The organism is Oribacterium sp. P6A1, from assembly GCF_000702885.1.
In the GTDB taxonomy this organism is placed as follows: Bacteria; Bacillota; Clostridia; order Lachnospirales; family Lachnospiraceae; genus Oribacterium.
In genome coordinates this window covers 1-24,600 of record NZ_JNKO01000031.1, presented here as the reverse complement: position 1 = coordinate 24,600, position 24,600 = coordinate 1, and the positions used below count along the sequence as shown (strand labels likewise).

General features: G+C 44.5%; 20 protein-coding genes. All 20 read left to right on the top strand.

What is annotated here, in order from left to right; translation table 11 throughout:
• Positions 1–364 precede the first annotated feature (364 nt).
• Positions 365–994, top strand: coding sequence for a Holliday junction branch migration protein RuvA (ruvA, locus tag T515_RS13875; RefSeq protein WP_036612420.1), 630 nt, complete (start codon positions 365–367; stop codon positions 992–994).
• A gap of 141 nt (positions 995–1,135) precedes the next feature.
• Positions 1,136–2,146 carry a Holliday junction branch migration DNA helicase RuvB gene (gene ruvB / locus T515_RS13870; RefSeq protein WP_036612418.1) on the top strand — a complete coding sequence of 337 codons (1,011 nt, stop codon included), beginning with the start codon at positions 1,136–1,138 and terminating at the stop codon, positions 2,144–2,146.
• A gap of 383 nt (positions 2,147–2,529) precedes the next feature.
• On the top strand, positions 2,530–2,976 hold the full coding sequence (locus T515_RS13865; protein ID WP_051671764.1) for a cell division protein ZapA: 447 nt from the start codon (positions 2,530–2,532) through the stop codon (positions 2,974–2,976).
• A 76-nt stretch (positions 2,977–3,052) separates the two neighbouring features.
• Positions 3,053–4,435, top strand: a complete 1,383-nt coding sequence (locus tag T515_RS13860) for a peptidase U32 family protein (RefSeq protein WP_036612444.1) — start codon at positions 3,053–3,055, stop codon at positions 4,433–4,435.
• A complete protein-coding gene (locus T515_RS13855; RefSeq protein ID WP_051671763.1) occupies positions 4,410–5,522 on the top strand; it encodes a U32 family peptidase in 1,113 nt (370 codons plus the stop codon). The genes T515_RS13860 and T515_RS13855 overlap by 26 nt, the downstream gene beginning before the upstream one ends.
• 2 nt (positions 5,523–5,524) lie before the next feature.
• Positions 5,525–7,114 (top strand): FtsW/RodA/SpoVE family cell cycle protein, encoded by a 1,590-nt coding sequence (locus T515_RS13850; RefSeq protein WP_081832841.1) that lies wholly within the window; start codon positions 5,525–5,527, stop codon positions 7,112–7,114.
• 200 nt (positions 7,115–7,314) lie between these two features.
• Positions 7,315–8,706, top strand: a complete 1,392-nt coding sequence (locus tag T515_RS13845) for a peptidoglycan D,D-transpeptidase FtsI family protein (RefSeq protein ID WP_242839389.1) — start codon at positions 7,315–7,317, stop codon at positions 8,704–8,706.
• Positions 8,707–8,880: 174 nt separating this feature from the next.
• A complete protein-coding gene (locus T515_RS13840) occupies positions 8,881–9,156 on the top strand; it encodes a helix-turn-helix domain-containing protein (RefSeq protein WP_036612414.1) in 276 nt (91 codons plus the stop codon).
• A complete protein-coding gene (locus tag T515_RS13835) occupies positions 9,143–10,330 on the top strand; it encodes a type II toxin-antitoxin system HipA family toxin (protein WP_051671762.1) in 1,188 nt (395 codons plus the stop codon). Before T515_RS13840 ends, T515_RS13835 begins: the two co-directional genes overlap by 14 nt.
• Before the next feature lie 217 nt (positions 10,331–10,547).
• Entirely contained in the window at positions 10,548–10,772 is a 225-nt protein-coding gene (relB, locus tag T515_RS13830; RefSeq protein ID WP_036612412.1) for a type II toxin-antitoxin system RelB family antitoxin, read from the top strand.
• Complete coding sequence (locus T515_RS13825; RefSeq protein WP_036612407.1) at positions 10,769–11,038, top strand: type II toxin-antitoxin system RelE family toxin; 270 nt, start codon at positions 10,769–10,771, stop codon at positions 11,036–11,038. Before relB ends, T515_RS13825 begins: the two co-directional genes overlap by 4 nt.
• Before the next feature lie 261 nt (positions 11,039–11,299).
• Positions 11,300–13,315 carry an ABC transporter ATP-binding protein gene (locus T515_RS13815; RefSeq protein ID WP_081832840.1) on the top strand — a complete coding sequence of 672 codons (2,016 nt, stop codon included), beginning with the start codon at positions 11,300–11,302 and terminating at the stop codon, positions 13,313–13,315.
• A complete protein-coding gene (locus T515_RS13810) occupies positions 13,315–15,093 on the top strand; it encodes an ABC transporter ATP-binding protein (protein ID WP_051671761.1) in 1,779 nt (592 codons plus the stop codon). Before T515_RS13815 ends, T515_RS13810 begins: the two co-directional genes overlap by 1 nt.
• A 223-nt stretch (positions 15,094–15,316) precedes the next feature.
• The gene (locus tag T515_RS13805) at positions 15,317–15,973 is read left to right on the top strand and encodes a hypothetical protein (protein WP_051671760.1); all 657 of its coding nucleotides are present in this window, start codon (positions 15,317–15,319) and stop codon (positions 15,971–15,973) included.
• 153 nt (positions 15,974–16,126) lie between these two features.
• Positions 16,127–16,744 carry a cytidylate kinase-like family protein gene (locus tag T515_RS13800; RefSeq protein WP_036612424.1) on the top strand — a complete coding sequence of 206 codons (618 nt, stop codon included), beginning with the start codon at positions 16,127–16,129 and terminating at the stop codon, positions 16,742–16,744.
• Between the two features lie 226 nt (positions 16,745–16,970).
• Complete coding sequence (locus T515_RS13795) at positions 16,971–19,097, top strand: zinc-ribbon domain-containing protein (protein WP_036612399.1); 2,127 nt, start codon at positions 16,971–16,973, stop codon at positions 19,095–19,097.
• Between the two features lie 137 nt (positions 19,098–19,234).
• Positions 19,235–19,807, top strand: a complete 573-nt coding sequence (locus tag T515_RS13790; RefSeq protein WP_036612395.1) for a hypothetical protein — start codon at positions 19,235–19,237, stop codon at positions 19,805–19,807.
• Positions 19,808–20,380: 573 nt separating this feature from the next.
• Positions 20,381–22,171 carry an ABC transporter ATP-binding protein gene (locus T515_RS13785; RefSeq protein WP_051671759.1) on the top strand — a complete coding sequence of 597 codons (1,791 nt, stop codon included), beginning with the start codon at positions 20,381–20,383 and terminating at the stop codon, positions 22,169–22,171.
• Positions 22,171–24,066, top strand: coding sequence for an ABC transporter ATP-binding protein (locus tag T515_RS13780; protein ID WP_155988386.1), 1,896 nt, complete (start codon positions 22,171–22,173; stop codon positions 24,064–24,066). Before T515_RS13785 ends, T515_RS13780 begins: the two co-directional genes overlap by 1 nt.
• A gap of 320 nt (positions 24,067–24,386) precedes the next feature.
• On the top strand, positions 24,387–24,600 hold a 214-nt coding region (locus tag T515_RS13775; RefSeq protein ID WP_036612389.1), incomplete at its 3' end, for a hypothetical protein.

The window sequence follows — 24,600 nt, the reverse complement described above, 5'->3', positions numbered from 1 at the left end:
CGGTTCAATATTTGATCCTTTAAAACGTTATGACCATCAGAAAAATCCGATTGAATCCTGACCGACAGACCGAGTCTAACACAGTATGGAAGGATGGTCAAAAGGATATGTGGCATTCACAGAACATTTGTGCTAACATACTGTATAAGTCCAGTATCAGGCGGCAGCCTATCCTCACAAGCTTGCTTGTGAGGGGAGGCTGACATCTGATACGACAACAGGACTTGTGGCAGGTTTCGAAGAAACCTGCCATGCAGCGTCAGCCCTTCGCGCAGCGAACTAAATGGGCTGACGTTCCCAAGTATCGAGAAGAAGCGCGGATTCGAGCAGGAACATTTTTATATTGATTTATCGGGAGATAGTAATGATCAGTTTTATACATGGAGAACTGGCTGAAATACAGGAAGGAATGGTGGTTGTGGAGGCTTCGGGAGTCGGATACGGGATCAGAGTACCGGCCACTGTCATCGGAGCACTTCCTTCCATAGGAGAAGAGGTTAAGATATATACGTATTTTTCTGTAACACAGAACGGAGTAGAGCTATGCGGCTTCCTTAGTCCTGAGGACAGGGAGATGTTTACCATGCTTCTTACTGTAAGCGGTGTGGGGCCCAAGGGAGCCCTGGGCATACTGAGTGCCATGACTCCCGATGATCTGAGGATGGCTATCGTTACGGGTGACAGTAAAGCCATCTCAAGGGCACCGGGGGTGGGCAGCAAAACCGCACAGAGGATAGTTATAGATCTTAAAGACAAGCTTGATGCAACGGAAGTTTTCAGTACGGCTCTGGATCATGGCTCATCCGGCGGAAATCAGGTATTTTCGGGAGCAGCTGTGGCTCACAGCGCCCAGAGAGAGGCCATTGAGGCACTGGTGGCTCTCGGATACTCGGAGACGGAAGCAGGAAAAGCCGTTAAGAAGGTGGAGATCACAGCAGATATGACAGTTGATCAGATACTGAAGCTGGCACTGAAGAACCTGAGTTTTCTGTGATTGGATTATCCGAAAAACCCGAACTTTATTATGGTGGGATTAATCAGAAGAATCTGTTATTTCTATAGTTGGATAATCAGAATAATCTATATTTAGCATTTTTTACAGATAAAGTATTTTTATCAGAAGGAAATATAATTGATGGAACGTCGCATTATAAATACAGATGAAACGGTTGAAGACAGACAGCTTGAGCCGAAGATAAGACCTCAGAAACTTGATGACTACATCGGACAGTCAAAGCTCAAGGAAATGATGAAGGTCTATATAACTGCTGCAAAAAACAGGGGAGAGTCCCTGGACCACTGCCTTTTTTACGGACCTCCGGGACTTGGAAAGACAACTATTTCAAATATTATCGCAAACGAGCTTGGTGTAAACATAAAGGTTACTTCCGGACCTGCCATTGAAAAGCCCGGAGAGATAGCTGCTATACTGAATGGTCTTTCCGAAGGAGATGTGCTGTTTGTGGATGAGATACACAGACTGAACCGTCAGGTGGAAGAGGTTCTGTATCCTGCCATGGAAGATTTTGCCATAGACATCATGCTCGGCAAGGATGCAACAGCCAGGTCCATAAGACTTGATCTTCCTCACTTCACACTCATCGGAGCCACCACAAGGGCGGGACTTTTGTCTGCGCCTCTCAGAGACCGATTCGGAATCATATCAAAGCTTGAGTTCTATAATAAGGAAGAACTTATGGACATCGTTCTTCGTTCTGCTCATGTGCTAAATGTTGAGATAGATGATGAGGGTGCCGAGAGAATAGCATTAAGATCCAGAGGAACTCCTCGACTTGCCAACAGATTGTTAAAGAGAGTAAGAGACTTTGCGGATGTAAAGTATGGTGGTCGCATCACCAGAGAAGCGGCGGATATGGCTCTTGATATACTCGACGTTGATAAGCTTGGTCTTGACCAGAACGACAGAACCTATCTTTGCACCATCATTGAAAAGTTCAACGGAGGACCTGTGGGAGTTGAAACCCTTGCGGCAGCTTTGGGAGAAGACAGCGGCACCATAGAGGACGTATATGAACCATATCTTTTGATGAATGGCCTCATAAATCGTACACCGAGGGGGCGTGTGGCAACTCAAAACGCATACAGACATCTGGGGATACCCCATCAGGAAACCATGGAACTTTGATTTTGGAATGATGGAAGCTACATGTATTTAGGTGAGGCCTGGGAATCATTTGTCAGGATAGGGCATGTATGTTTATATAGAGACGAGGAATAAACTATGGCATTTATCGGAATTCTTATAGCTGACTTGATAATATTCGGCCTTTTTATTGCAGCTATAATCTGAAAGATTTCAGTTTTTTTGAGTTTAGCCGATGCTCTGTGGTACAATGGTCATATGTTGTGAGGATTTATACGTTGCGGTGCAGAGAGGGCGTGTTTTATGCGTTTTGGCCCGCAGATTTGACAAAACTACGGTTGTGTAGTAATATTCGGTGTATTTTTGACGATGTCTGAGATAGACATTGACATGATGTTTACCAGGAAAGAACAGAGATTAGACCTATGGCAGAGAAAAACACAGTAGAAGTTGTTATCGATGGAAAAATTTATCAGCTTTCGGGAAATGCTACCGAGGGTTATATGCATGAGGTGGCAAGCTATCTTAATCAGAAGATATATGACCTGAAGCGTCAGATTTCAAGCTACAACAAACTGGATGACAATCTTAAGGCATTACTGCTTCAGATCAATGTCTGTGATGACCTTTTCCGTGAGCAGGAAAAGACCCGCAGATTTGAAAGAGAAAAGGACGAGGCAGAAAGGGAGAGCTATAGCGTTAAGCATGATCAGGTGAAGCTTCAGATCAAGCTGGAGAATACTCTCAAGGAGCTGGAGAATACCCAGAAGCGTCTTGCGGAACTCGAAGCCAGAGAAGCAGTCAGGGAAGCGAAAGAAAAGGCTCTTGCTGATGACAGAGTGTCCTCCATCATCACCGGAGTGAGGAAGTAAAAGAACCGGTGAGTGCTAAACAGGAAGCGGAAGGATATCAGCTTTAGACACGCACATCATAGAATTGATAGTAAATATGAAATTAAAACGAGACAGACGTGTGGAGCTTCTTGCACCGGCAGGCTCCTTTAAATCCGTTGTGGCAGCAGTTAATGCCGGTGCCGATGCCATATACATGGGCGGGCGAAAGTTTGGCGCCAGGGCATACGCGGATTCAGCAAAGGCTTCCGAGGAAGATATGGTGATGGAGGCTATCCGTTACTGCCATCTCTTCTCGGTAAAACTATATATGACGGTAAATATACTCTTTAAGGATCATGAACTTAAAGAGCTTTTTTCATACATAAAACCATATTATGAGGCCGGAGTTGACGGACTTATAATGCAGGATCTGGGGGCGGTAAAGAAGATAAGAGAATGGTTCCCGGATCTGGAGGTCCATGCCAGCACTCAGGAGACTATTTCCGGTGTGAACGGAGCCCGTATGGCACAGAAGTTCGGCATGACGAGAGCTGTATGCAGCAGAGAACTGAGCCTTTCAGAGATAAAGCGTATTCATGATGAGACAGGAATGGAGCTGGAGGTATTCTGCCACGGTGCCATGTGCTATAGCTTCTCAGGTGCCTGCTTTATGTCTTCGCTTCTCGGCGGCAGATCCGGAAACAGAGGCCGCTGCGCAGGAACCTGCAGACTTTGCTACGAGGCTATAAGTCACGGAGAGACGGCTTTGGGAGCCGGCGTCAAAGCCGGAACCGGGGATGAATTCCATAAAAAAGGATATCTTCTCAGCATGAAGGATATGCAGACCATAGACCTTCTGCCGGAGCTTATTGAGGCGGGAGCCTACAGTTTCAAGATTGAGGGACGCATGAAGTCTCCTGTATACACGGCGGGAGTGGTCAGCGTTTACAGAAAGTATCTGGATCTCGCCATGAAGTATCTGGATGGAGAGACTAAGAGTTACAGTGTGGATCCTGATGATGTGAAGATCCTCAGAGAGGTCTTTGACAGAGGAGGAGTTACAAGCTATTTAAAGAAGCATAACGGCGCAGATATGATCGCCATAGAGGAAAAGAAGTTCCGTGAGGTCGAGAAGTCGGTTCTTGACCATATAAACAGTACATATATAGACAGAAACAGAAGCTTGAAGCTGGATGCGGACATTAAGCTCACAGTGGGAGCACCGGTGGTGCTGACACTAAGTGATGCAAAGGGAAGGATGATCACCGTGGTTTCCGGGGATACGGTTTCTCCGGCGGAAAGCCATCCTATGGATGCGGAAAGTATTGAGACTAAGCTCAGAAAGACAGGCGGAACTGTATTTACTTTTGATTCTGTCAATGTTTCTCTGGAGGGGGATATTTTCTACCCTGTAGGGAAACTTAATCAGCTGAGAAGAGAAGCTCTCGATATGTATGAAGAGGAGATTTTAAGTGAGTCAAAGAGACAACCTGTCTAAAAAGAATAAAAGAGCTGTCGGGGGAAGCAGTGCGGAAGGAAGAGGTTCATCGGTAAAGAAGGATGCCTTTGAAAGAAGCCCGGGAAGATCAGGAAAAAAGTTCTCTGTTAATCAGAAAGAAAGATATGTAAAGAAGGTCAAGACTTTTTCCGGAGAGACAGGAATATCAGCAGAGGAATGGAACATGCCTGTGGCAGTTTCCGTGGAAACCGGGGAGCAGTTAAAGACTGTTCTCGGAGAGAAGGCAGTTTCCCGTATTTACATCGATGAAGCATGCTTCGGTATCCCCGGCAAAGATGCGGCTGGAAACTCAGGCAAAGGAAAAGCGGGAGAACATGAGACGGAAGCATTGGCAAAAATCATAAGAGAAATCCATGAAGCGGGAAAAGAGGCCGGACTGAGACTTCGGCGTATCGAAAGAGACACCGATCCGGGGCTTGATTCGATGTCGCTTCTCAGCGGACTCATTAAGCTCGATGCTTCACCGGACATGCTGCTTATCCGCACTTTTGACGAGGCGATGATGCTTTCTGACCTTGAGACTTCAGAAACTGGTAATAAAGGTTTAAACCACATAAGGAAAATATTCGATTATACTTGTTACGGCTATAACACTGAGGCGGTATCTATGCTTAAGGAGCTGGGGGCTGAGGGGCTTACTTACCCCATCGAACTTAACTTCAAAGAGTGCCTTAATCTCAGGAAAGCCGTAAAGGAGCTTTCGGACAAGGTACTTTCTGAGATACCTTATGAAATGCTGGTGTACGGACATCTTCCCATGATGGTGAGCGCGAACTGCATCAGAAAGACTTCCGCCGGCTGCGACCACAAGAACCGTTTTATGGTTCTCAGGGACCGTATGCAGAAGGATATGCCCGTAAGGTGTTATTGCAAGTATTGCTATAATCAGATTTTCAATGCTGAGCCTCTGGTGCTTTATGATCTCCCGGAGGACGTACGTTCCCTTGAGCCGGAGTGTCTTCGCTATGATTTTTCCGTGGAAACTGGATCGGAGATCCGTAAAATACTTGCAGGTGCCATACCGAAGGACATTACAAGGGGTCACTTCCGTCACGGAGTTGAATGATTATGATTAATTTGTACATTACAGCTACGAAGTACATTCAGCTGCTTCTGATAGCTCTGTATACCTATTGCAATTTCAGATTCTTATCCATACCCGATCAGGATGATGCAAACCCGCTGTGTGACTGGCAGCTTCGCATCATCCTGTTGGTGCATTTTCTGATGAATCTTACTGTATTTCTGAAGACGGGGGAGGTTTCGGCCCTTATCTTTTATGTTTTACAGCTCATATTTTTTATTCTATATACCTATTTTTCAGTACGCATATACAGAAACATTAACAGGCTGCTTCTGAACAATACCGTGTTCTTTCTGGCCTACGGACTCATAACCCTTGAGAGACTGGATATGGGAAAGGCCATCAAGCAGTTCGTGATAGTCATAGGAGCTGCAGCCATGACTCTGGTAGTCCCTTATATCATAGACAAGATATGGGATCTAAAGAGGTGGAGATACCATTTTGCGGTTTTCGGCATCCTTATGCAGGGTATAGTTTTCGTTATAGGTGCCACGAGTTATGGTGCGAAAATGTCTATCTCCATCGGCGGGTTCACCTTTCAGGCTTCGGAGATCGTTAAGATCACCTTTGTGCTGGCAACAGCCGGGATGCTCAGCAAGGCGGAGAGCTTCAGAGACATTGTCATAACCTCCATTGTGGCGGGAGCACACATGCTTATTCTTGTGATGTGTAAGGATCTCGGATCGGCTCTCATATTCTTCGTGGCTTATCTGGTGATTCTTTTTATTGCCACCAACAGCTTGTTTTATCTGATATTCGGGAACCTTTCGATGTGTCTCGCGGCGGTTTTTTCTTATTTTTCCTTCAGCCATGTGCGTACCAGAGTATTTGCCTGGCTTGATCCCTGGGCAGACATCGACAACAAGGGCTATCAGATAACCCAGTCTCTGTTTGCTATAGGAACCGGCGGATTTGCGGGACTTGGGCTCTATCAGGGACTTCCCAACAAGATCCCCATTGTTGAAAAGGACTTCATCATTTCGGCAATTTCGGAGGAGATGGGGGCTGTGACCGCTATCTGCATCACCCTGGTGTGTCTCGGGTGCTTCATGCAGATGATGGTGATAGGCACATATATGGAGGATTCATTTTACAAGTACGTTTCCGTAGGGCTGGCCATAGAGTACATCGTTCAGGTATTTCTCACTATCGGCGGCGCCATAAAGTTCATACCTTCAACCGGCGTTACGCTTCCCTTTGTGAGTTACGGAGGTTCATCACTGGTTTCTGCCTTTATCGTTTTTGCCATAATTCAGGCGCTGTATATCATTCAGGGTAATGAAGACGAGGCGGACGAGAGGGAGGTTCTTGACAATGTCTCCGGCCGGGAAGTCTATAACGGGCCTGATTACAGTGACGGCGGCTATGATGAAGAGGACTTTTACGAGCCGGATTATGATGAAAAGGTCTACGATGAATATGATGAAACATCCTACGATGATTCCGGCTATGAAGAGGATTATATAGATTCTGACTTCGATGAAGAGGATTACGATGAGCCTAAGGGCAGAGGAAAGTCTTCTGACAGAAGCTATAAGAACGAAAAGATCAGGGCGGAGGATCTGGGAATCTGAGGTCTGGCATTACATTTTAAAGGTTGTATGCATGTCTGGCATCACAAGTGAATCCGGAGATTTACGTCAGGAATCTTTATATACAGGTATTGATTTAGATGAAGAGTAGAAAATCGCGATCAGGAATCAAAAAAACAAACAGAAATATAATAAGGGTCATTTACTTCTTTTCCCTTTTGTTCTTTGGAATGATAGGCTATATGATTCATTTCATAGGCTGGGGTTCGGATGAACTTATGGGTAATGCCTACAACCCGAGGATGGAGGTCTTTAACAACAGATTTGTACGTGGCGCCATTATTTCCTCTGACGGACAGGTGCTGGCGAGAACGGTGGTAAGTGATACTAGAAAGAATTCTGATGGAAGCGGGAATCCTGAGGGAGCATACACTGAAACCAGAGAATATCCCCTGGGAGAGGTGGCTGCTCAGGCTGTGGGATACTCCACCAAAGGGAAGACAGGCATAGAGGCCCTTTCCAACTTTTATCTTATGGAATCAAACTCCAATCCTGTTGTTCAGGTGGTGAATGAGATAACAGAAACCAAGAGTCAGGGAGACAGTGTAGTTACTACCCTTGATGCAGGACTTCAGAAGATAGCCTATGAGGCACTGGGAGAGCATAACGGTGCGGTTATTGCGGTGAACCCGAAGACGGGAGAAGTTCTTGCCATGGCATCGAAACCAAGTTTCAATCCCAATACTATAGTTGAGGATTGGGAAAGTATAGTTAATGCTGAGAACAGCGACGCTCCGCTTCTCAACCGCTGTACCCAGGGACTCTATGCTCCTGGATCCACATTTAAGATCGTTATGGCTCTTGAGTATATGAGGGAGCATCCCAATGACTACCGGAATTTTACTTTTAACTGTGATGGCGAGTACCGCGATGCTGAAAATTCCGACTATGTGGTGCACTGCTACAGCGGAGAGGTTCACGGGGCAGAGGATCTCCATACTGCTTTTGCATATTCCTGCAATTCAGCATTTGCAAAGATAGGAACCATGATAAACAAGACAAAGTTCGCGGAAACGGCAGAGCAGCTTTTATTTAATCAGGAGCTGCCCATAGACATCTCATCCAGCAAGAGTCGTTTCAATGTTACGGAGGATTCCGGCGTATGGACTATGATGCAGACAGCTATCGGCCAGGGTGAGACCATGATGAGTCCTCTTCATGAGGTGATTCTGGCATCTGCCATCGCCAACAAAGGTGTACTTGCGGAGCCGAAGCTTCTCAAGCAGGTTCAGTCCTCTGACGGAAAGGTCATAAAGGTTTTCGGGGAATCGGCAACAAGGCAGCTTATGACTGAGGAAGAAGCGTCGGTTCTTTCATCCTTTATGAGATCCGTTGTCACCGATGGAACTGCGTCAAAGCTCAGGGATGCAGATTACGCTGCTGCCGGAAAGACAGGTTCTGCTGAGGTAAGTAAGAACGGTGAGACCATCACAAATGCCTGGTTCACAGGGTTCGCTCCCTACGATGATCCTGAAATCGCAGTGTGCGTAGTGGTGGAAGAAGGCGAGACCGGAGGAAGAACTGCAGTGCCTGTGGCAAAGCAGGTATTCGACTACTGGATAAATGAGAGATGAATAAGAGTCTCTCTGATGTTTCGGGTTCCAAGCGGGCAATCTGCCGTAATATAACCATATATAAATCAGCATCTAAATCGTAATGAGCCAATTAATCGATACTATAGTAGCATTATAATGAAAAATGGCCGTTAAAATGCTATAATAATAGCAATAGTAGAAAGGAACGGCTATATGGATTATTTGTGGGATATGCCTTCGGATGTAACAAAAAGACTGGCATCAAGAATGAAAAATATAAGGAAGAGAAAAAAGCTCACTCAAAAACAATTGGCAGGCAGAAGCAATGTGAGTTATGCCACATTGAGAAAATTCGAGAGTACCGGTCAGATATCGCTGGAATCATTCGTTAAACTGGCAATGGAATTGGGAGTTGTGAACGAAATAAACGAATTATTTACGAGACCTGTTTATAACAGTATCGAGGAGGTTATAAATGAAAGTAAATAAAACTCTCGATGTATATTGTCATGATAAGCATGTAGGGACTTTGGCAGAAATGCCGGATAAGAGGGTTGCTTTCCAATACAGTACAGAGTGGCAAAAGACAGGATTTTCCATAAGTCCGTTTTCGCTGCCTTTGAGGAATGATGTATTCATTCCAAATGAGCGTTCCGTCGACCGTTTTGCCGGGTTATTTGGTGTATTTGCAGACAGTCTTCCTGACAGCTGGGGAGGATTATTATTAGACAGATATCTACAGACACTCGGAATAGACATTGGGGATATTTCGACACTTGATCGCCTTGCATATATAGGTAAATCCGGCATTGGTGCCTTGGAATATATGCCGTCGAAAGAAGCTGATTATGATCTCAGCAGCATTGGACTTGATTATGATGTGGTTGCAAAAGAGTGTGAAAATTTACTGTCATCGAAACAATCCGACCAGCTTGACATCCTGTATAAAATGGGAGGTTCAAGCGGAGGTACACGGCCCAAGATAATGATCAAAGACGACAATAAAGAATGGATAGTGAAATTCCCTGCAAAAACGGATCCTGCTATCAGTGGTAAGCGGGAATATGACTACTCCTTATGTGCAAAAGACTGTGGTATCGTCATGACTGAAACCGGACTTATTCCTTCTTCTATATGTGATGGATATTTCAAAACTGTCAGATTTGACAGAGAACAGGGAGAAAAGATATTCAGTATTACGTTTGCAGCACTCCTGGAAGCTGATTTCAGAGCCCCTTCATGTGATTATGAGACATACCTGAAGCTGGTTAGAGTATTGACAAAAGACAATGACTATGACAAAAAGCAGATGTTTAAAACCATGTGTTTCAATGTTTTGACCCATAACCGGGATGACCACACTAAGAACTTTTCTTTCCTCTATACAGATATGAATGGCTGGCGCCTGGCTCCTGCCTATGATCTGACATATAGTGACACATATTGGGGTGAACATACAACTTCTGTAGGAGGTAAAGGGAAAAATATCACAATTAAGGATTTGACTAACATAGGTGTCGGAGCAGGACTGACTTCTGAATACTGCGACAAATGCTATTCTTATATAGTTGAAAAGACGTATGTGTTGAAACCATACCTATCTAAAAACTCAAGGGAAAAAGGTATACACCACAAATTAACGGAGCATATTGCTGAACTATAAGGTTCGAATTGAATCACTGGTAAATGAGTCGTCCTTGTTTGGTTTAACCGATTGGAATTCCAATCGGTTAAACCTGACGGTTATATTACAGACTGTATGATAGAAGCTGTAGGATAAGCTGTTAACAGGGTTACTAAAATTTTAATAAATCATAATGCAGTAAATATTGTAAAAAAACCCCCTTGGTACTACACTTGTATTACAAGGAGGTTTTATTATGTCTACTATTAGCTTACGAGTTCCCGAGGAGGAACTGAACATCTTAAAAAGATATGCCGAGTTCAATAATAAGAGTCTCTCAGATATCATACGTACAACGATGCTTGAAAAGATTGAAGATGATTATGATCTTAAGGTTTTTTCGGAATATGACAAAGAAAAGACTGAAGGCACATTAAAGACATATTCCCATGAAGAAGTCTGGAAAGAACTTGGATTATGAGATATAAGGTCGAATATACCGAAAAGGCATTGAGGTCTCTTCGGAAACTGGATAAGTCTGTTCTTATAGTAATTAAATCATGGATTGAAAAGAATCTGGTAGGGACAACAGACCCCAGAATCCATGGAAAGGGATTGACATCTAATCGCTCAGGACAATGGCGTTACAGGGTAGGAAATTATAGAATTCTTGCAGAGATTGAAGAGGATAAACTTGTTATACTTGTGATTGAAGTCGGACATAGAAGCAAAATATATGAAGGATGAACATGCCTTGGATTGACTTATCTAACGTTAGGATTAAGATCGGTCGTAAAGTGACATACCTTGACAAAGGGAGTATAATGGGTCTGCTGCGGGGAACCGCGGCAGACCTGTTTTTGTTCTATGAAAATATAGTGGCAATAAAGTTTAAATCTTATTTCGGAAATATATTGGAACCTATGATGCCATCCTCCTTCAGAAAGTTGACGTAAAGGGTTTTAATCATTATCTCAAAAACAGGGAAAAATCATTTGGAGGTAGTTCGTGAAGAGACTGTTATCCTACATCAAAGATTACAAGGTAAAAGCAGTTCTGGCACCGCTGTTCAAGTGTCTGGAAGCCTGCTTTGATCTTTTGGTACCTATGGTCATTTCCAGCATGATCGACACCGGAATAAAAAACGGTGATACGGGATATGTATTAAAGATGGGAGGCCTGCTTTTACTCCTTGCTGCAATCGGACTTTCCTGTTCCTTTACTGCGCAGTTCTTTGCCGCGAAGGTTGCCATACACACCGGCAAAGGTCTCAGAAATGATCTTTTCAGGCATATAAATACCCTTTCCTACAGAGACATCGATGCCCTCGGAACCAGTACGCTGATAACCAGAATGACTTCGGATATCAATGCTGTGGAAAGCGGTGTCAACATGGCTCTTCGTCTTTTCATGCGTTCACCATTCATCGTTTTCGGAGCCATGGTTATGGCTTTTACCATCAATGTTAAAGCCGGACTTATTTTTGCAGTCACCATTGCTGTACTGTTTGCGGTGGTGTTCGGCATCATTCTTACAACTGCGCCTATGTACAAAAACAATCAGGCACAGCTTGATAAGATCATGAAGACAACCCGTGAGAATCTTCTCGGTGTGAGAGTTGTCCGGGCCTTCAACCGTCAGTCCTCAGAGATAGAGCAGTTCAAGAGGGAAAACGACAGACTTACGGAGATGCAGGTTAGCGTAGGACGTATTTCTGCGCTTCTCAACCCTGTGACTTATGTGATCATAAACCTTGCTGTGGTTTATCTTATCTACAAAGGAGCGCGGTTTGTAGACATTGGCACCCTTACCCAGGGCGGACTTGTGGCTCTTGTAAACTACATGTCACAGGTTCTTGTAGAACTTATAAAGCTTGCAAACCTTGTGATTCAGATAACACGTGCCATGGCAAGTATGAACAGAATCGACGGTGTGTTCAGCATTAAGCCCAGTGTTCAGGAACCTGCCAATGTTTCTGCCGGAAACTCGGTCAATACGAATTCGGATTATGAAAGCGTAAGAGAAACTGCGCTGTCTAAGCAGGATATTAGGAACTTGAAAGACAATTCCATGGATGTTACAAAACCAGATGCTCCATTGGACAGTGAAAATAGTACAGCAGGAAGGACCTCCAAGGTATCCTTTCGAAATGTGGATTTTGCCTATACAGAAGGTGCTGACCCGGCTCTTTCCGGTATCACATTTGAAGCTATGCCGGGCGAGACTATCGGTGTTATCGGCGGTACCGGTGCAGGTAAATCAACACTTATAAATCTCATTCCGAGATTCTACGATGCAACAAAAGGTGAGATAGATATCGATGGATGTCCGGTTAAGGAGTACGGTCTTTCAGAACTTAGAAACAAGATCGGAATCGTTCCCCAGAGAAGCGTGCTTTTCCGCGGAACACTTCGTGAAAATATGCAGTGGGGCAAGGAGGATGCCACTGATGAGGAAATCTACGCGGCATTAAAGACTGCCCAGGCCTTCGATTTCGTAGAGGAGAAGGGTCAGGGACTGGAGCTTCCCGTTGAGCAGGAGGGAAGAAACTTTTCCGGAGGACAGAAGCAGAGACTTGCCATAGCAAGAGCTGTTGTAAGAAAACCTGAAATACTCATACTTGATGACTCTGCGTCAGCCCTTGACTTTGCAACAGATGCAGCCCTTCGTAAGGCCATAAAGCAGGACACTGAGAACATGACTGTATTCATCATTTCCCAGAGAGTTTCAACAGTCAGAAATTCAGACAAGATAATCGTTCTTGATGACGGCAAGGTTTCCGGAATCGGAACCCACGATGAACTTTACGCATCTTGCGAAGTTTATAAAGAAATCTGTCTCTCCCAGCTTAAAAAGGATGAGGCCGGAATTCCGGTGGGAGCATCGAAAAATGCTCCAGCCGAAGACAACACCAGTGCAGCGGCAAAGCATGAAAACGGAAATCTTTCCGGTGATACGGATAGAAGCGAAGTGAGTGCAGCCGGTAAGGAGACATTGGCAGAAAACGGAAAGGAGGCAGAGTGATGGCTAAGGGTAAACCAAGAAAGATGACGGAAGAAGACCGTCGCACCATAGGACGAATCCTTCGTTATATAAAGAAGTACATGCATCTCGTTATCATATCCATACTTCTTGCGGCTGTGACCGTAGTTCTGACTCTGTATCTTCCTATACTTACAGGTTCTGCGGTGGACACCATAGTCGGTGAGGGTGAGGTTGACTGGACAAAGCTTCTCAGTACGCTGAAACTGATGGGAATACTTATAGTGCTTACGGCTCTTGCACAGTGGCTCATGAACCATATCAACAATGTGGTTACCTTCAGAGTCGTGGAGGATATAAGAACAAAGACATTTAATCATGTGGAGGAGCTTCCGGTAAGCTACCTTGACAAGCACCCTGCTGGAGATCTCACAAGCCGTATCATTACGGATATCGACCAGTTCTCTCAGGGACTTCTCATGGGATTCACACAGCTTTTTACCGGCGTGCTTACCATTCTCGGAACCCTTGGTTTTATGTTTTACATTGAGCCTGTTATCACGGTGCTTGTTATAGTGCTGACTCCCCTCAGTTTTGTGGTGGCAAGTCTTATCGCAAAGAGTACCTACAGCCTCTTTAAGCGTCAGTCGGAAAGCAGAGGAGATATCACTGCTTTTACAGAGGAAATGCTGGGAAACCTCAAGGTGGTAAAGGCGTTTTCACATGAGAAGAAAGCTCAGGAGCAGTTTGAAGATATAAATGAAAAGCTGTCAGGCTACAGCTTCAAGGCGGTATTTGTATCATCCCTTGTGAATCCTGCTACAAGATGTGTAAACAATATAGTATATGCGGCAGTTGGTGTCAGCGGTGCCTTCATGGCTATAAAGACACTTATCACAGTTGGTGAACTGGTATCTTTTCTCAGCTATGCCAACCAGTACACAAAGCCTTTCAATGAGATTTCAGGTGTGGCCACAGAACTTCAGAATGCCATAGCATCCGCTGCAAGAGTTTTTGAAATCATTGATGAAGAGGCCATGGTCCCGGATGCTTCCGATGCAGCGGTTCTGGGAGCGGATGGTGAGCTTGAGGGAAAGATCGATATTGAGCATCTCTGGTTCTCCTATGTTAAGGACAGGGAGCTTCTTACAGATATCAACATTCATGTAAAACCCGGTGAAACCGTTGCCATAGTAGGTCCAACGGGCTGCGGAAAGTCCACACTTATAAACCTTCTCATGAGATTTTATGAGCCGGATCAGGGCGGAATCCTGGTGGACGGTCATGATAACAGAGAGGTCACCAGAGAGAGTCTCCGCAACAACTTCGGCATGGTACTTCAGGAGACCTGGCTTAAGGCCACAACCATAAGAAGAAACATTGCCTACGGAAAGCCGGATGCCACAATGGAAGAAATCGTTGAGGCGGCAAAAAAGGCTCACTGTGACGGCTTTATCAGAAGGCTCCCTCAGGGCTACGACACTGTTCTCGGAGAGGACGGAGGCTCTTTAAGCCAGGGACAGAAACAGCTTCTCTGTATCGCAAGACTTATTCTGAGGCTTCCGCCAATGCTTATTTTAGATGAAGCAACTTCATCCATCGATACCAGAACCGAGCTTCATATCCAGCATGCTTTCGACAGAATGATGGAGGGAAGAACCACATTTATCGTGGCCCACAGACTTTCCACCATCAGAAATGCGGATCTTATTCTGGTACTGAAGGACGGAAATATCATCGAGCAGGGCAGACACGAAGAATTGCTTGCAAAGGGAGGATTCTACTCAACCCTTTACAACAGCCAGTTCGCTGCAAGCTGATACGATTTTTAGTAACAGTCCGGTCGAGCCCCTTTGGCTCGACCATGTTTTGGCTCCGACTTAATATTAACAAATTTGTGTATTGTAAAAGTGTGGTAATTAGAGGATAATCCTTTAGTTGCTACACTTTTTTCAATAAAGGGGCAATGGAGCTGGGAGCTTTTATCCTGCCTCATTGAGTCATATTGTGCTGCTGAGATTACAATTAAAAAGGATGGTATCTATGGAAAGAATCAAAAGACTCATGGAGTCTCCATTGGATTTTATAAGAGAAAATAAATACAGCCTCTGGCTGTTATACCTGCCGGTTTATCTTGCATATTTTGCGGCGCTTCAGCTTAGGAGCGTTCCCGATGAAGCGGTGCGCATCATTGAGATCCCTTTGGACAGGATGATCCCCACAGTGCCGGCATTTTTTGTTCCCTATGGTTTCTGGTGGCTGCTGTTTCCGGGAGCCCTTTTTTTCTTTCTTTTCTTCGGGACCAAAAGGGATTTTCTGAAGCTCTGCTTCATCCTTTTCGGAGGTTATACCATCTGCATGGTGGTGTATACATTCTGGCCCAACGGTCTTGAATTGAGAGAAACTCTGGAGGGAACAGACATTTTTTCCATGGGAGTACTTTGGTTAAGAAGCATTGACCCTCCCCGTAATGTCTGCCCCAGTATGCATGTTTCAAGTACTGTGGCAATCGATATAGTAGTGAGACAGTGTACTTACATAAAAACCGGATACAAAAACATGGAAACTGTCATAGCGGTGCTGATTTGCGTTTCTACAGTTTTTATCAAGCAGCATTCTATGGTGGACGTGGCTTTGGGATTTCTGATGAGCATAATGCTTTGGAGAGCTTGGGAAAAGTTTTTCAGAAATGTTGAATGAATAAAATTCTGATGTTAAAATGGAATCAGATATATTTAGTCGGATTTTCATTTTCGGTTTATGCCAGGCTATCTGATGGTTCCGGCATACCGCATCGGCTCTGTTGTCCGGATGTTTAATGAGCTGATATTACTGAAGGAAGAAGGTGACAGTATGAGCATTAACTATGTAACGATTTCAAGAGAATATGGTTCCGGTGGTCGTGAGGTCGGCAAGAAGCTGGCAGACAAGCTCGGAATTCCATTTTATGATAAGGAAATCATCGAACAGACTGCGTTTAAGACAGGATTTGCTGAAGAGTACGTAAAAAAACAGGGTGAGTATGCCAATGCTAAAAACTGGATCGAGTATTCATTCTCTGCACGCAACAGCTACGGTATGAGTCCGGAGGATTATCTTTGGTCAAAGCAGAGAGAGGTTATCCTTGAGCTGGTAGAAAAAGGACCATGCGTTATCGTCGGACGCTGTGCGGATTACATACTTAAGGAGCGAAACGATGTTCTGAATGTATTCATTCACGCAAGTTATGACTACAGAAAGAATCGGATAACGACTATCTACAAGGATCCGGAGCATACGGAAAAGATGCTGAAGGATGTAGATAAAAAACGTAAATTCAATTACAGATACTATACCGAGCAGGAATGGGGAAAGTGTCAGAATTATGACATTACCCTTGATACGGGAACCCTCGGGGTAGATAACTGTGTAGAGATAATTCTCGACATCTGTAAGACCAGGAACGTGACTAAGGGCGAAAAGACAGAGTGACGGGAAATAATGATCTTTTCGGAAGGCATGATCAGTGTGGGAACATCAGATGAGATAATGGTGGATTAAGGGCCTGAAGGAAGATTAAGCCGGTACATATATACAGTGAGTGCCATGTTTTTGGCTCTCACTGTATTTGAAAATGAAAAATCAGGAGTTGAAAAGCGAGCTTGGAAGTTAAATTCCGAACCCGCGATTTTTGCTACGGAAAAACAGGAGGAGAGGTATGAGCGTGTTTTGTACTAATTGTGGAGCTCCTATGGATGATGATTCTAGGTTCTGTACTTCATGCGGAGCAAAAATGCTTCCTGAATCGGAGGTTCCGAATTCACAGGAATCTTCCCAACAGAGCGTTGATTCCACAGGAACTTCAAGTTCCGGAAGTGTTAATCCGGGAAATTTTAATGATGGTAATCTGAACAGTGGAAGCACCGGATGGGGTGGCGTCAATCAGCCGGCAAATTCAGGTTTCTCAGGTTCAGCGGGACCTACAGGGGGGTATGGACAAGGGAGTTACCAGGGGTCTAATACCGGTTCGGGACAGGGTTTTAATTCCAGGTCAGGCATGTACCAGGGTCCGCAGAACGGAAGTTACGGCGGCGGAATGCCCCCTCAGAACAGCGGAGGAGGTATTCCCAAGATAGTCTTTGTACTGGCCGGAGTATTGGTAATTGGTGCTATAGTGGCAGGGGTACTGGTATTCAAAGGATTAAATAAAGATAAGCCGGAAGATGCGAAGGAGACCACAAAAGCTGCAGTAGAGACCCAGGCCGAAACAAAAGCCGCAATAAATACCGAGACCGGAGAAAGCAGGGAATCCGTCAAAGAGACGGCTGCTCCGAAGGCTACGGGTGATCTTGCAAAGATAAATCTGCCGGATGGTGTTAAGGTTAAGACTGATGCAACGCTTATGGATCTTGTCGGTGAATATAAGGGTGAGATCCAGATGACCCGTATGGATGGGTACGAAGAAATGGATGATATTCCCGAGGAAGGCAAGAAGGCGATGCTGGACACTCTTGATGGTCCGATTGACTGCGAGCTTGAGATCACAGAGGACGGTCAGTGGAGTATAGAATGGCCTATTATGGATAGCAGTATGGAGTTCGCCAGTGACGATTATGATGATCCCAGGGATTTCACTGAGTCGGAGATAGAAGCTATGCATATCTCAGGCATTGATAACGGAGTCTATCATGCAAAGATCGAAAAGGAAGGTGAGATAGACGACGGAAGCACAGGCAGGATGACCCTTCATCATATAGGAGCATACTGTACGGATGGATCAGAAAGACTTATAGCCGGTAATTTCTATGCAAATATAGTCATGCAGGGAATGGATGTTACCATCGAGGGTGACTTCGTGGTGAAGAAGACTACAGAAGACATTGCAAAGGAAGAACTGGAGGATACAGATTCCTCCAAAAAGAAGAAGGATACAAAGGAGACTGAAGAGGAAACTGAGGAAGAAATCAAAGATTTCAAGGGAAATGTAGACTCGGATTCCCTCGGGAAAAAGGCAGATGCATTAGCTAAAAAGCAGGACAAGGAAAAGGAGACAGAGGCTGAAACCAAGGTGGAGATCCCTACAGTATCCGGAGGAAAGTGGAAGCAGGTAGGATCCGAGTGGATGTATGAGAAGAATAAAAAGCTGGTGAAGAACAGCTGGATTCTTCATAAGAACGTCTATTATTACGTTGATGAAAACGGATTTATGCTTACGAATGGTTACACACCGGACGGATATTATGTTGGAAAAGACGGAGCATGGGATCAGAAGAAGTCAAAGTATGATACAGCTAATGGCAGTGATAAGGGAGATGAACTGTCAGAGGCGGAACAAAGGGAGATAGCTGAGGATCTTTCCACATCTGAGGATGCTCATGCCCTTGAATTTGACTGGTTCTATGATTATGTGCTGAACAAGGGACGTGACAATGGCCGTGTGATCACTGATAAGAATCTTGCCAGAAGAATAACCGACGAGCAGGCAGCCCTGAACGGAGGCTGGAAGGCTTTTATGTTTACAAAGGATGGGGACTATGGCTCCGATGGTGAGAGATATTTCAATGCTACCGTTGATACAAAGGGTAACAAATTCTACGTAACTCTTAACTGGCATCATTATCTTGATCCTACTTCCGGAAAGACTGTTACAGAAACCGGAAATGATCTTTTCAGGGGAACCTATGATGATCTTGAAGGCACTGCTGTCTGCAGGTCTGACTATGGAATGATCGAATTTAATGAGTTCTATATTTCCACAGACGGACTGACGGAATATGCCATAGGCACCTTCCACTGGATTTCCGGTGAGATCGATCAGATAGCGCTGGCAAGAGGAGTTCTCTGATAAAGAGTTGACAGAAGAAATAAGGTTATAATAAATATGGATACTTTTGAAGCGGGTTATCCGTAGAATGATGGCAGATGATCGTGGCGGGTTCCTTCCGGAACCTGCCACGGTTTCTGTATAGGAGGGAAAGACGTATGGAGAAGATATTATCGATAATAAAGCTTTGGGGCAGGAAGGCTGTTGTGGTTATTACAACTCTGGCAGTTTGTTTAAGTCTTACTGCATATGCTAAAAAGAATACAGGAGCAACCCTCGATGACTTCGGCTGGTATTTTAACGACGAGTATCCTGCAAGAGGAACCACAGAACTCGAACTCTGGGATCTGGGTGGACAATGGAAAGGAATCATCAATGTGGTCAGCGAAGTTGACGGAGAGAATCAGTGTCGTATAGTGGTGGCTGATACAACTGTTGACTATATGGGATATAAGATAGATGTCAGTATGGAAGTGAAGGAAAGATATTCCTTCCCTGTTAGCGATCCCGATAGTATCGAAAAGCTGGAGACAAGCCCGGGGGTTGTCATGCAGATGAAAGGGGACTGGGACGACGCTCCCGGCATCATGGACATAGAAAGCCTGAGCAGTGATCTAAGGTATAAAATAGGAAAATTCGTAGAAAAGGACGGAACGCAGTACGCCCTGGGAACAGTGTATAACGGAAGCAGGGAAATCGGAGAAGTGGCGCTGTTTCGCACTCTTGAATGATTTTGACAAAAACTCAGGTGAGTGTTATAGTTGAAATACAAAAAGTATTGCCGATAGACGGTTTTCCCGTTTTATATTATTTGGTACATTGACCGCCTAACTATACCGGAGTTATGGGCGGTCATTTTCTATTGGAATGATCTTTTCCAAGGGCATAGCCCATAGAAAAACATGCTATGCCGAAGCTTAACACGCTTATCATATCAACAATATTCATGAGTGATGCCCTCCCTTCGTAAAGATTTCTCAAAAGAGATTTCTATATGATCAGAGGGTTTCATTCCCTCTGGAGAGGGAAACCGCCTACCATCTTGGCAATACCGTTCTTAACTATAGCATATCTTCATTCAAACAGTTACTCTCAGATCCTACGGTACCTCTTAATTTTTTATAAAATAATTGAAAAGCTTTATACAATCTATTAGTATAATTAAGTTCCGCCGATATAGTCTGTATGTCGGCGTTTCTTTGTAAGTTTTTAAAAAAGTGCTTACATCATCGATTTTTTTTATTTATTATTGTTGTTCTACCATTTTTCGGTACTTAAATTTCATATATTAAGGAGGAGATAAAATGGACGTTGTAAAAACCCTTTCAAAGTCCATAAGAGAATTCAAGGGTGCGGCTATACAGTCACCTTTGTTTGTCGTTCTTGAGTCTCTTGTGGAAACCATCATTCCGTTTGTCACAGCGAAACTCATAAATGAGATAAAAGCCGGCTGCGGAATGGATACCATAACAAAGTTTGGTATAGTGCTTATAATCCTTGCCACACTGTCACTGTCCTTCGGTGTTATCGCCGGAAATGCCAGTGCCACTGCTGCAACAGGATTTTCAAGAAACCTTCGAAAGGATATCTTCTATAAGATACAGGATTTTTCTTTCGAAAACATCGACAGATTCCAGACCAGTTCCCTTGTGACCAGAATGACCACGGATATACAGAATGTGCAGCTGGCCTTCATGATGCTTATCCGTATCGGTTTCAGAGCTCCCATGATGCTTATTTTTTCATTTGCCACAGCATTTATCATGGGTGGACAGATGGCATGGATCTTCGTTGCGGTTATCCCGATTCTCGGAATAGGCCTTGCCCTTGTGGTAAAAACCGTTATGCCTTTGTTCCGTGCAGTATTTAAAAAGTATGATGCCTTAAATGACTCTGTACAGGAAAATGTCAGCGGCATGAGAGTTGTGAAGTCCTTTGTACGTGAAGAGTACGAAAAGAAGAAGTTTGATGCAGCCGCTGCGGATGTTCAGATGGATTTCACAAAGGCTGAGAGAATCCTTGCCATCAACAATCCTTTGATGCAGTTCTGTCTTTATGTGGTAGTGCTCTTTGTTCTCAGCTTCGGTTCTTACCTTATCATCTCGACCAAGGGCTCGGCTCTTGATGTGGGACAGTTCTCAGCACTTTTAAACTACAGCTTCCAGATACTTATATCACTTATGATGCTCAGCATGATCTTCGTTATGGTGACCATTTCCGCAGAGTCAGCGGAGCGTATCGCAGAGGTTCTCAGTGAAGAAAGTACTCTGACAAATCCTTTGGATCCTGTTATGGAAGTTCCCAACGGCTCCATTGATTTTAATGATGTAAGCTTCAAGTATTCAAAGAAGGCCGAGAGATTTGTTCTTTCAGACATAGACCTTCATATAAAATCCGGCGAGACCATAGGTATCATCGGAGGTACAGGTTCATCAAAGTCCTCCATCATTCAGCTGATTCCGAGACTCTATGATGTAACGGAAGGAAACATACTTGTAGGCGGCATCGATGTTAGAAAGTATGACCTCAGGACACTTCGTGACCAGGTGGCTGTAGTACTTCAGAAAAATGTTCTTTTCTCCGGCACCATCAAGGAAAATCTCCGCTGGGGTAACCCGAAGGCTACTGATGAGGAGATCATAGAGGCCTGCAGGCTTGCTCAGGCAGATGAATTCGTTCAGGGCTTCCCGGACAAGTATGACACCTTCATAACCCAGGGTGGTACCAATGTCTCCGGCGGTCAGAAACAGAGACTCTGTATAGCAAGAGCTCTCCTTAAAAAGCCTAAGGTTCTTATCCTGGATGACTCCACCTCTGCGGTTGATACAAAGACAGATGCTCTTATCAGAAAGGGCTTCAGGGAGTTCATTCCCGAGACCACAAAGATCATCATCGCCCAGAGAGTTTCATCTGTTCAGGATGCTGACAGAATACTTATCCTTGACGGAGGTAAGATTCAGGACATCGGAAATCATGAAGAACTTCTTTCCAGAAACACCATCTATCAGGAACTCTACAAGGCACAGAATAAGATGACAGAGGAAACAGCAGCGGCCGTAGATGCAGAAGAAAATAAAGAAGGGGGTGTCAGATGATGGAAAAGAATAAGATACTTCCCAACAGAAAAACCATTGTAAGACTTATAAAGCTTTTATATTCATTTTACCCTAAGCTTGTGCCCTTTACGCTGGTATGCATACTTATCAATGCCATAGTAAGTGCCATTCCATCCCTGTTCCAACAGAAGGTTATCGCTCTCATTGAGGAGAACTGGAAGACGGGAGACTGGAGCGCGGTTTCAGGGCAGATTATAGGACTGGTATCGATTCTTGCAGCACTGTACTGTGTTTCACTTATTGCAGGTATCGTTTATAACCAGTGCATGGCCATCATCACACAGGGCTCACTTAAGAAGCTTCGTGTAAAGATGTTTGACGGCATGCAGGATCTTCCTATAAGGTATTTTGACCAGCATGAGCACGGAGATATCATGTCTTACTACACAAATGACGTAGATACTCTGAGACAGCTCATATCCCAGTCCATTCCACAGCTTATAGTTTCTGCAGTTACCATAGTTACTATTTTTGCACTCATGATGTATTACAGCATCTGGCTTACCATCGTGGTTGTAGGCGGTGTTTTTGTCATGACAAAGGTAGTTAAGAAGGTGGGCGGAGGCTCAGGAAAGTACTTCATGAAACAGCAGGGAGCCCTTGCAAAGACTGAAGGTTTCATTCAGGAGATGATGAACGGCCAGAAGGTTGTTAAGGTATTTAACCACGAGGAAGCTGCTGAGGCTGACTTCGACAAGATAAATGATGAGCTTTTTGAAGTTGCCAGAACTGCAAACAGATATGCCAATACTCTGATGCCTATCCTTGGAAACATCGGAAACATTCTTTATGTTATTCTCGCTTTTGTAGGCGGCGCCCTTCTTTTACTTAAGGTGCCGAACCTTAGCTTAAGCGGTATGGCTCTCAGCATAAGCATTACCGTTCCTTTCCTTAACATGGAAAAGCAGTTTGCCGGCCAGATAGGCGGTATTTCCCAGCAGATCAATGCGGTTGTCATGGGTCTCGCCGGAGTCAACCGTATCTTCACCCTTATGGATGAAATCCCTGAAGAGGATGATGGAACTGTTACACTGGTTCATGCAAAGGAAGTGGATGGTCAGATAACAGAGTCTTCCGATCGTACAGAGACCTGGGCATGGAAGCGTATTAAGGATGACGGTACCGCAGAGTACAGAAAACTTGAAGGAGATGTGGTCCTTAAGGATGTTGATTTCTCCTATGACGGAAATCATACGGTGCTTCATGGTGTCAATGTCTTTGCCCGCCCTGGCCAGAAGGTGGCTTTTGTTGGTGCTACCGGTGCAGGTAAGACCACCATTACGAACCTTATCAACAGATTTTATGAGATACAGGACGGAACCATCACTTACGATGGCATAGACATTAAGAAGATAAAGAAGGCGGATCTCCGTCATTCACTTGGTATCATCCTTCAGGATACGGTGTTGTTTACAGGTACCGTTATGGAGAATATCCGTTACGGTAAACTTGATGCCACTGATGAAGAGTGTATGGCAGCCGCAAGACTTGCGGGAGCGGATGACTTCATAAGAAGACTTCCGGAAGGTTACAATACCATGCTTCTTTCCAACGGTTCCAACCTTTCCCAGGGCCAGAGACAGCTTATCTCCATCGCGAGAGCTGCCGTTGCGGATCCTCCTGTTATGATCATGGACGAGGCTACCTCATCCATCGATACCCACACAGAGGCTATAGTCCAGAGAGGTATGGATGCTCTTATGGCAGGACGTACGGTATTTGTTATCGCTCACAGACTTAGCACTGTACAGAATTCAGATGTTATCATGGTACTTGACCATGGAAAAATCATAGAGCGTGGTTCCCACGACGAACTCATCGCCGCCAAAGGCAACTACTATCAGTTGTACACTGGGGCTTTCGAGCTTGAATAACAAGCCATGCAACGAAAAAGCAGGAGGTCATCCGGATGCTCGCATCCAGGATGACCTCCTGCTTTTTCGTTATACGGCGCCTATGGCGACGGTTATAAATGGGCATAGCCCATTTATAACAGAGCATGGCTTGTTTATAACAGAGCATGGCTTGTTTATAACAGAGCATGGCTTGTTCCGGAAGATAAGAATACCATCCGGATGCTCGCATCTAGGAGCTAGCGTAAAGTTTTTGTAGGTTTAAGAAAAAAGAAAAGAGAACGTCCATGATCCTTTGATAAAGTTAAGGTGACCAAACCAAACTTAAGGAGGGCGTTCTCTTGTTTAGTAGTATACAGCTTTTTGAGGAGCAGGGCATCAAGAATCTTAGAAAGGTTGAGGATAAGTTTATTGAAACGAAGGATATAGCTTCTTTCGTGAATGATGTTAAGACCGAGGCATTAAACCTTGCCATGAACATCATTGCTGAGACTCTTGAACGATATGATGAGGAGATTCGTAAAAGCACAAAGAGAAAAGATCATTGGTCCATTA